This window comes from Stenotrophomonas sp. TWI819 (assembly GCF_039673075.1).
Classification (GTDB): Bacteria; Pseudomonadota; Gammaproteobacteria; order Xanthomonadales; family Xanthomonadaceae; genus Stenotrophomonas; species Stenotrophomonas rhizophila_B.
Window position 1 is genome coordinate 1 of the sequence record NZ_JBDJKY010000025.1, and the last position, 8,637, is coordinate 8,637.

The window sequence follows — 8,637 nt, forward strand, 5'->3', positions numbered from 1 at the left end:
GCCGGAAGGTGTGGAAATGGTGATGCCGGGCGACAACGTGAAGATGGTTGTCACCCTGATCAACCCGGTCGCCATGGATGAAGGCCTGCGCTTCGCGATCCGCGAAGGCGGTCGTACCGTCGGCGCCGGCGTGGTCTCCAAGATCATCGCGTAATACTGCAATACCGGCGGTCGCATAGCGCTGCTGCCGGTCTCGCGAGTGGCGGGCCGGGAACCTCGGTCCGCCTTCGCCGTCTTAGGGAAGGCAAGTTTTTTCAGTACGCCAGTAGCTCAATTGGCAGAGCAGCGGTCTCCAAAACCGCAGGTTGGGGGTTCGAGTCCCTCCTGGCGTGCCACTTCTCCCTTCCAGCGGCTATGCCGCCACAGCAGCCAGAGCCGGATGAACAGCAAGATCGAGCATTCCAAAGACAACGCCTCCACTGGAGGTGACATCGTCAAGTACGCCGTCGCAGCGATCCTGGTGCTGGCGGGTCTTTTTGCTTGGTATTGGTTCGGTGCTCCTGAGCATGCCTCCCAGAGTGCATGGGCCGGTCCGCTTCGCGGTCTGGCCGTTGTCGTTGGCCTGGTGGCCGGCCTCGGCGTGTTCCTGCTGACCGGCAAGGGTCGCGACACGCGGGAATTCCTTTCCGAATCGCGTTTCGAACTGCGCAAGGTGGTCTGGCCGACGCGCCAGGAAGCCATTCGCATGACCTGGGTGGTGATCGTTGTGGTGATCATCCTCAGCCTGCTGCTGGGCGGATTTGACTTCGTGATTCAGAAATTGACCCAGTGGTTCCTGGGTCGATAAGGAGAAACCAGTGAAGCGTTGGTACGTCGTTCACGCCTATTCGGGCTTCGAAAAGTCGGTTGCGCAGGCTCTGCGCGATCGCATCGTGCGTGACGAGATGCAGGAGCGCTTCGGTGACGTCCTGGTCCCGACCGAGGAAGTGGTCGAAATGCGCGCCGGCCAGAAGCGCCGTTCCGAGCGCAAGTTCTTCCCGGGTTACGTGCTGGTCCAGATCGAGACCCACGAAGAAAACGGTATCCCGCGCATCGACAACGAAAGCTGGCACCTGGTCAAGGACACCTCCAAGGTGATGGGCTTCATCGGCGGTACCGCCGATCGTCCGCTGCCGATCCGTGATGAAGAGGCTGCCGCCATCCTGGACCGCGTTCAGGAAGGTGTGGAAAAGCCCCGTCCGAAGGTGCTGTTCGAGCCGGGCCAGATGGTCCGTGTCACCGAAGGTCCGTTCAACGACTTCAATGGTGTGGTCGAGGAAGTCAACTACGAGAAGAGCCGTCTGCGCGTCTCGGTGCTGATCTTCGGTCGTGCCACCCCGGTCGAGCTCGAGTTCGGCCAGGTCGAAAAGGCCGTCTGAGCCTGAGGGCAGTGGGTTCCGGGCGGCCGCCCGGAACCTGAACAGCCTGCGCCCGTCAGCCTTGAGGCAAGGGCGGAAAAAACCTGATATAGTGCGCGGCTTCCTGCCAGGAAGCTGGCAAAAGCAAGGGCCGCCGCGAGGTGGCCTTCTGCGTGAATTCAAAACGCGATGCCGGGACGCGTGATTCCCGGTCCGATGGGGAGCCTGTTGTCGTAAGGCGCTAGCACCCGGAGAGCATACTCATGGCAAAGAAAGTTGTCGGTTATATCAAGCTGCAGGTGAAGGCCGGTCAGGCCAACCCCTCGCCGCCGGTCGGTCCTGCGCTGGGTCAGCGTGGCCTGAACATCATGGAATTCTGCAAGGCCTTCAATGCCGCCACGCAGAAGCTGGAGCCGGGTCTGCCGGTGCCGGTCATCATCACGGCCTACTCGGACCGTACCTTCACCTTCATCACCAAGAGCACCCCGGCTGCCGTGCTGCTCAAGAAGGCTGCTGGCATCTCCTCGGGCTCCAAGCGCCCGAACACCGAAAAGGTGGGCAAGGTGACCCGTAAGCAGCTCGAAGAGATCGCCAAGACCAAGGAAGCAGACCTGACGGCTGCCGATCTGGATGCCGCGGTGCGCACCATCGCCGGTTCTGCCCGTTCCATGGGCCTCGTGGTAGAGGGTTAAGAAGATGGCACAGACCAAGCGTGAGAAGGCCATCAAGGCCGCCGTCGTCCCGGGCAAGGCATACGCCTTCGAGGACGCCATCAAGATCCTGAAGACCGCTACCAAGGCCAAGTTCGTCGAGTCCTTCGACGTCGCTGTGCGCCTGGGCGTGGACGCCAAGAAGTCCGACCAGCAGGTGCGCGGTTCCACCGTGCTGCCGTCCGGTACCGGCAAGAGCGTGCGCGTTGCCGTCTTCGCACCGGCCGGTGCCAAGGCTGACGAAGCCCTGGCCGCTGGCGCTGAAGCCGTGGGCATGGACGACCTGGCCGAGAAGATGCAGGCCGGCGATCTGAACTACGACGTCGTCATCGCGACCCCGGACGCCATGCGCGTCGTGGGTAAGCTGGGCACCGTGCTCGGCCCGCGCGGCCTGATGCCGAACCCGAAGGTCGGCACCGTTTCGGCCAACCCGGGCGAAGCCGTCAAGAATGCCAAGTCGGGTCAGGTGCGTTACCGCACTGACAAGGCCGGCATCATCCATTGCACCATCGGCAAGGCCGACTTCGCCGAAGACGCGCTGAAGTTGAACCTGCAGGCGCTGCTGATGGATCTGGTCAAGGCCAAGCCGGCAACCTCGAAGGGCACCTACCTGCAGAAGGTTTCGGTCAGCTCGACGATGGGCCCGGGCGTGACCATCGACCAGTCCTCGCTGTCGCTGAAGTAATCGTTTCAAGCGGGTACCGGGCCCAGGTCCGGTACCCGCGATATTTGAAGGCAATCCGAGTGGGGCTCGCCCTGCAGAGATAGCCGTCAAAGACCGCAGGCGCGGTCAGTACATACCGGCGACGGGCAAGGATGCTCGCATTGGCAGGGAGTCGCCGCCGGCGCAGTACCGAACGCTTAATCGATTCTTTCGGGAATCACCCTGCGTAGATGGTGCCCTTCTGGAGTTTTTCTGGTTTACGCACGTCTGGGTTTTCCCAGGTTGGCCATCCAGGTCTAGAACGGCCCACCCTTGGAACATCACCTGATGTTCCCGGCGTCCAGGACGGATGCCGCCCAGGACCGCACACGGCAGGAGCCGTAAGCGGAGTTCAATTGGAGGAGTGCAATGGCTCTCAATCTGTCCCAGAAGCAAGAAGTAGTCGCCGAGCTGGCAGACGTCGCCGCCAAGGCCCACTCCTTGATCGCAGCCGAATACGCTGGCACCACGGTCTCCCAGATGACCGCGATGCGCAAGCAGGCACGCGAAACCGGCGTTTTCTTGAAAGTTGTCAAGAACACGCTGGCGGCACGTGCAGTGGAAGGTACCGAATACGAATGCGCCAAAGACGCACTCGTCGGTCCGCTGCTGTACGCGTTCTCGCTCGAGGAGCCCGGCGCAGCCGGTCGCCTGATCAAGGATTTTGCCAAGACCAACGACAAGCTGCAGGCAAAGGTCGTGGCCATCGGCGGGGAACTGTTCCCGGCTGGCCATGTCGACGTGCTGGCCTCGCTGCCGACCCGTGATCAGGCCCTGGCCATGCTGGCCCGCGTCCTGGCCGAGCCGGCCACGATGTTCGCCCGTGCCGTCAAGGCCGTGGCCGACAAGCAGGGTGGCGGTGAAACCGCTGACGCTGCCGAGCCGGTCGCCGAAACCGCCTGAGTCGACGTTTCCGTGGTTCCGAACGGAACCTCAACCCAGAAAATTATCCAAAGGTAATCAAAATGTCCCTTACCAACGAACAGATCGTCGACGCCATCGCCGAGAAGTCCCTGATGGAAGTGATGGAGCTGGTCAAGGCCATCGAAGAGAAGTTCGGCGTCTCCGCCGCTGCTCCGGTCGCCGCAGCTGCTGCTGCTGGCCCGGCTGCCGCTGTTGAAGAGCAGACCGAATTCGACGTCATCCTGAAGTCGGCCGGCGACAAGAAGGTCGAAGTCATCAAGGCTGTCCGCGCCATCACCGGCCTGGGCCTGAAGGAAGCGAAGGATCTGGCAGAAGCCGGCGGCATGATCAAGGAAGCCGCTTCGAAGGACGACGCTGCCAAGTTCAAGAAGGACCTGGAAGCTGCTGGCGCGACTGTCGAAGTCAAGTAAGCAGTTCCTTGCCTCGCCATCGAAACACGGCGATGCAGCCAAGGCTGGGGGCGTAAGCCCCCGGCCTTTGGTCGTTTCACGCAACACCCGAAATACGAGCCCAACACGGGCTGCGGTCATCCCCCGTCACAGCGGCGCCCAGGCGCGCGGGCAGGGGAGTGGATGCAGACGAGTTGGCAGTTGGAAGTAGCGGGAGAAGGCGTGCTGGTGCCGGCAATACCAGCGACTTCCAACTGACAATTTCAGTTTCCCCTCGGGTCGTGGACGCACGATCCGCACAGCCAAGGTGATACCTCATGACGTCTTATTCGTTCACCGAAAAGAAGCGTATCCGCAAGGATTTCGGCAAGCAGCGCTCGATCCTCGAAGTGCCGTTCCTGCTTGCCATCCAGGTCGATTCCTACCGTGAATTCCTGCAGGAAAACGTCGATCCGGCCAAGCGCACGGACCACGGCCTGCATGCCGCCCTGAAGTCGGTGTTCCCGATTTCCAGCTACAGCGGCAACGCTGCCCTGGAATACGTCGGCTACAAGCTCGGCGATCCGGTGTTCGACGAGCGCGAGTGCCGCCAGCGTGGCATGAGCTACGGCGCACCGCTGCGCGTGACCGTGCGCCTGGTGATCTACGACCGTGAGTCGTCGACCAAGGCCATCAAGTACGTGAAGGAGCAGGAGGTCTACCTCGGCGAGATCCCGCTGATGACCGAGAACGGCACCTTCATCGTGAACGGTACCGAGCGCGTGATCGTCTCGCAGCTGCACCGTTCGCCGGGTGTGTTCTTCGACCACGACCGTGGCAAGACCCACAGCTCGGGCAAGCTGCTGTACAGCGCCCGCATCATCCCGTACCGCGGTTCCTGGCTGGACTTCGAGTTCGACCCGAAGGATGCCCTGTTCACTCGTATCGATCGTCGCCGCAAACTGCCGGTGTCGATCCTGCTGCGTGCGCTGGGTTACAGCAACGAAGAGATGCTGGCCGAGTTCTTCGAGATCAACACGTTCCACATCAACCCCGATGAAGGCGTGCAGCTGGAACTGGTGGCCGAGCGTCTGCGCGGCGAGACCCTGAACTTCGACCTGGCTGATGGTGACAAGGTCATCGTGGAAGCCGGCAAGCGCATCACCGCGCGTCACGTCAAGCAGCTGGAAGCCTCGGGCATCGCCGCCCTGGCCGTGCCGGACGATTACATCGTCGGCCGCATCCTGTCGCACGACGTGGTCGATGCCAACACCGGTGAACTGCTGGCCCAGGCCAACGACGAAATCACCGACGAGCAGCTGCAGGCCTTCCGCAAGGCCGGTGTGGATGCCGTGGGCACCCTGTGGGTGAACGATCTGGATCGTGGCCCGTACCTGTCCAACACCCTGCGCATCGATCCGACCAAGACCCAGCTGGAAGCCCTGGTCGAGATCTACCGCATGATGCGTCCGGGCGAGCCGCCGACCAAGGATGCCGCGCAGAACCTGTTCCACAACCTGTTCTTCACCTTCGAGCGCTATGACCTGTCCACGGTCGGTCGCATGAAGTTCAACCGTCGTGTCGGCCGCAAGGCTGTCACCGGCGAAGCCGTGCTGTACGACCGCAAGTACTTCGGTGAGCGCAACGACGAAGAGTCCAAGCGCCTGGTCGCCGAGCACGCCGACACCTCCGACATCCTGGAAGTGATCAAGGTCCTGACCGAGATCCGCAACGGTCGTGGCGTGGTCGATGACATCGATCACCTGGGCAACCGTCGCGTGCGTTCGGTCGGTGAAATGGCCGAGAACGTGTTCCGCGTGGGCCTGGTCCGCGTCGAGCGCGCGGTCAAGGAACGCCTGTCGATGGCCGAGTCCGAAGGCCTGACCCCGCAGGAGCTGATCAACGCCAAGCCGGTCGCTGCAGCCATCAAGGAGTTCTTCGGCTCCTCGCAGCTGTCCCAGTTCATGGATCAGAACAACCCGCTGTCGGAAGTGACGCACAAGCGTCGCGTCTCGGCCCTGGGCCCGGGCGGTCTGACCCGCGAACGCGCCGGCTTCGAAGTGCGCGACGTGCATCCGACCCATTACGGCCGCGTCTGCACCATCGAAACGCCGGAAGGCCCGAACATCGGCCTGATCAACTCGCTGGCCGTGTACGCCCGCACCAACCAGTACGGTTTCCTCGAGACTCCGTACCGCAAGGTTGCTGACGGCAAGGTCTCCGACGAGATCGAATTCCTGTCGGCCATCGAAGAAAACGAGTACGTCATCGCCCAGGCCAACGCCCTGACCGATGCCAAGAGCATGCTCACCGAGCAGTTCGTGCCGTGCCGTTTCCAGGGTGAGTCGCTGCTCAAGCCGCCGGCAGAAGTCCATTTCATGGACGTCTCGCCGATGCAGACCGTGTCGATCGCTGCCGCGCTCGTCCCGTTCCTGGAACACGATGACGCCAACCGCGCACTGATGGGCGCCAACATGCAGCGTCAGGCCGTGCCGACCCTGCGTGCCCAGAAGCCGCTGGTGGGTACCGGTATCGAACGCGCTGTGGCGCGTGACTCCGGTGTGACCGTGAACGCCCGTCGTGGCGGCGAGATCGTGCAGATCGACGCCGGCCGCATCGTGGTCAAGGTCAACGAAGTGGAGATCACCGACGCGACCGACGCCGGCGTGGATATCTACAACCTGATCAAGTACACCCGCTCCAACCAGAACACCTGCATCAACCAGCGTCCGCTGGTGGAAGTGGGCAACGTGGTGGCGCGTGGCGACGTGCTGGCTGACGGTCCGTCCACCGACATCGGTGAACTGGCCCTGGGCCAGAACATGCTGATCGCCTTCATGCCGTGGAACGGCTACAACTTCGAAGACTCCATCCTGCTTTCCGAGCGTGTGGTGGAAGAGGATCGTTACACCACGATCCACATCGAAGAGCTGACCTGCGTTGCGCGCGACACCAAGCTGGGGCCGGAGGAAATCTCCGCCGACATCCCGAACGTCTCCGAGCAGGCCCTGAACCGCCTGGATGAGAGCGGTGTGGTGTACATCGGTGCCGAAGTCCGCGCCGGCGACATCATGGTCGGCAAGGTCACCCCGAAGGGCGAAAGCCAGCTGACCCCGGAAGAGAAGCTGCTGCGCGCGATCTTCGGCGAGAAGGCCTCGGACGTGAAGGACAGCTCGCTGCGCGTGCCGCCGGGCATGGACGGCACCGTCATCGACGTGCAGGTCTTCACCCGCGACGGTATCGAGAAGGACAAGCGCGCCCGTCAGATCGAAGAGTCTGAAATCAAGCGCGTCAAGAAGGACTTCGACGACCAGTTCCGCATCCTGGAAGGCGCCATCTACGCCCGTCTGCGTTCGCAGATCGTGGGCAAGGTGGTCAACGGCGGTGCCAACCTGAAGAAGGGCGACACCGTTACCGAGGCGTACCTGGATGGCCTGAAGAAGGCGGACTGGTTCGCGCTGCGCATGAAGGACGAGGACGCCTCCGAAGCCATCGAACGCGCCCAGAAGCAGATCCAGGCGCACGAGAAGGAATTCGAGCGTCGCTTCGCCGACAAGCGCGGCAAGATCACCGCGGGCGATGATCTGGCCCCGGGCGTGCTGAAGATGGTCAAGGTCTTCCTGGCCGTGAAGCGTCGCATCCAGCCGGGTGACAAGATGGCAGGCCGCCACGGCAACAAGGGTGTGGTCTCCAACGTGGTGCCGGTCGAAGACATGCCGTACATGGCCTCGGGCGAAACCGTGGACATCGTGCTGAACCCGCTGGGCGTGCCGTCGCGTATGAACATCGGCCAGATTCTGGAAGTGCATCTGGGTTGGGCCGCCAAGGGCCTGGGTCGCAAGATCCAGGGCATGCTGGAAGCCCAGGCCGCGATCAACGACCTGCGCAAGTTCCTGGACGAGGTGTACAACCACGACAAGACCCAGCACGCCAACCATGTCGACCTGACCCAGTTCAGCGATGAGGAGCTGCTGCGCCTGGCCGCCAACCTGACCGACGGCGTGCCGATGGCAACGCCGGTGTTCGACGGTGCGACCGAAGCCGAGATCAAGCACATGCTTGCCCTGGCCGACCTGCCGCTGAGCGGCCAGACCCAGCTGTATGACGGCCGCACCGGTGAGGCATTCGATCGCCACACCACCGTGGGCTACATGCACTACCTGAAGCTGAACCACCTGGTCGACGACAAGATGCACGCCCGTTCGACCGGCCCGTACTCGCTCGTTACCCAGCAGCCGCTGGGCGGCAAGGCGCAGTTCGGTGGCCAGCGCTTCGGTGAAATGGAAGTCTGGGCGCTGGAAGCCTACGGCGCGGCCTACACCCTGCAGGAAATGCTGACGGTGAAGTCCGATGACGTGCAGGGCCGCAACCAGATGTACAAGAACATCGTCGACGGTGAGCACGAGATGGTCGCGGGCATGCCGGAATCCTTCAACGTGCTCGTGAAGGAAATCCGCTCGCTGGCCATCAACATGGAACTGGACGGCAACTGATCGCGCAGGCGCGGCGGCCCCCGCCCCCCCCCCCCCCCCAAAGAAACCCCACCCCCCACGACAAAAAATACAACATTAGGCGCAACCACAAGACAGAAATGC

7 protein-coding genes, 1 tRNA gene and 1 pseudogene are annotated in these 8,637 nt (G+C 62.7%); all 9 read left to right on the forward strand.

The window, feature by feature from the left end; all coding sequences use genetic code 11:
• Window positions 1-154, forward strand: a pseudogene (locus ABE463_RS18505) (elongation factor Tu); the annotation flags it as partial.
• 105 nt (window positions 155-259) lie between these two features.
• Window positions 260-335 (forward strand) — tRNA-Trp (locus tag ABE463_RS18510).
• A gap of 44 nt (window positions 336-379) precedes the next feature.
• Window positions 380-787 (forward strand): preprotein translocase subunit SecE, encoded by a 408-nt coding sequence (secE, locus tag ABE463_RS18515; RefSeq protein ID WP_121044666.1) that lies wholly within the window; start codon window positions 380-382, stop codon window positions 785-787.
• Between the two features lie 10 nt (window positions 788-797).
• The gene (gene nusG, locus ABE463_RS18520) at window positions 798-1,358 is read left to right on the forward strand and encodes a transcription termination/antitermination protein NusG (protein WP_019186115.1); all 561 of its coding nucleotides are present in this window, start codon (window positions 798-800) and stop codon (window positions 1,356-1,358) included.
• 242 nt (window positions 1,359-1,600) lie between these two features.
• The gene (gene rplK, locus ABE463_RS18525; protein WP_019186116.1) at window positions 1,601-2,029 is read left to right on the forward strand and encodes a 50S ribosomal protein L11; all 429 of its coding nucleotides are present in this window, start codon (window positions 1,601-1,603) and stop codon (window positions 2,027-2,029) included.
• Between the two features lie 4 nt (window positions 2,030-2,033).
• Window positions 2,034-2,732 carry a 50S ribosomal protein L1 gene (gene rplA / locus ABE463_RS18530; RefSeq protein WP_121044663.1) on the forward strand — a complete coding sequence of 233 codons (699 nt, stop codon included), beginning with the start codon at window positions 2,034-2,036 and terminating at the stop codon, window positions 2,730-2,732.
• A gap of 387 nt (window positions 2,733-3,119) precedes the next feature.
• The gene (gene rplJ / locus ABE463_RS18535; RefSeq protein ID WP_121044660.1) at window positions 3,120-3,653 is read left to right on the forward strand and encodes a 50S ribosomal protein L10; all 534 of its coding nucleotides are present in this window, start codon (window positions 3,120-3,122) and stop codon (window positions 3,651-3,653) included.
• 62 nt (window positions 3,654-3,715) lie between these two features.
• Window positions 3,716-4,084, forward strand: coding sequence for a 50S ribosomal protein L7/L12 (rplL, locus tag ABE463_RS18540; RefSeq protein WP_019186119.1), 369 nt, complete (start codon window positions 3,716-3,718; stop codon window positions 4,082-4,084).
• 296 nt (window positions 4,085-4,380) lie between these two features.
• Complete coding sequence (rpoB, locus tag ABE463_RS18545; RefSeq protein WP_259262183.1) at window positions 4,381-8,535, forward strand: DNA-directed RNA polymerase subunit beta; 4,155 nt, start codon at window positions 4,381-4,383, stop codon at window positions 8,533-8,535.
• Window positions 8,536-8,637 lie beyond the last annotated feature (102 nt).

Coding starts and splice junctions, on each gene's coding strand:
- secE (WP_121044666.1), top strand. CDS start 380: ATGAACAGCAAGATCGAGCATTCCAAAGACAACGCCTCCACTGGAGGT.
- rplK (WP_019186116.1), top strand. CDS start 1,601: ATGGCAAAGAAAGTTGTCGGTTATATCAAGCTGCAGGTGAAGGCCGGT.
- rplA (WP_121044663.1), top strand. CDS start 2,034: ATGGCACAGACCAAGCGTGAGAAGGCCATCAAGGCCGCCGTCGTCCCG.
- rplJ (WP_121044660.1), top strand. CDS start 3,120: ATGGCTCTCAATCTGTCCCAGAAGCAAGAAGTAGTCGCCGAGCTGGCA.
- rplL (WP_019186119.1), top strand. CDS start 3,716: ATGTCCCTTACCAACGAACAGATCGTCGACGCCATCGCCGAGAAGTCC.
- rpoB (WP_259262183.1), top strand. CDS start 4,381: ATGACGTCTTATTCGTTCACCGAAAAGAAGCGTATCCGCAAGGATTTC.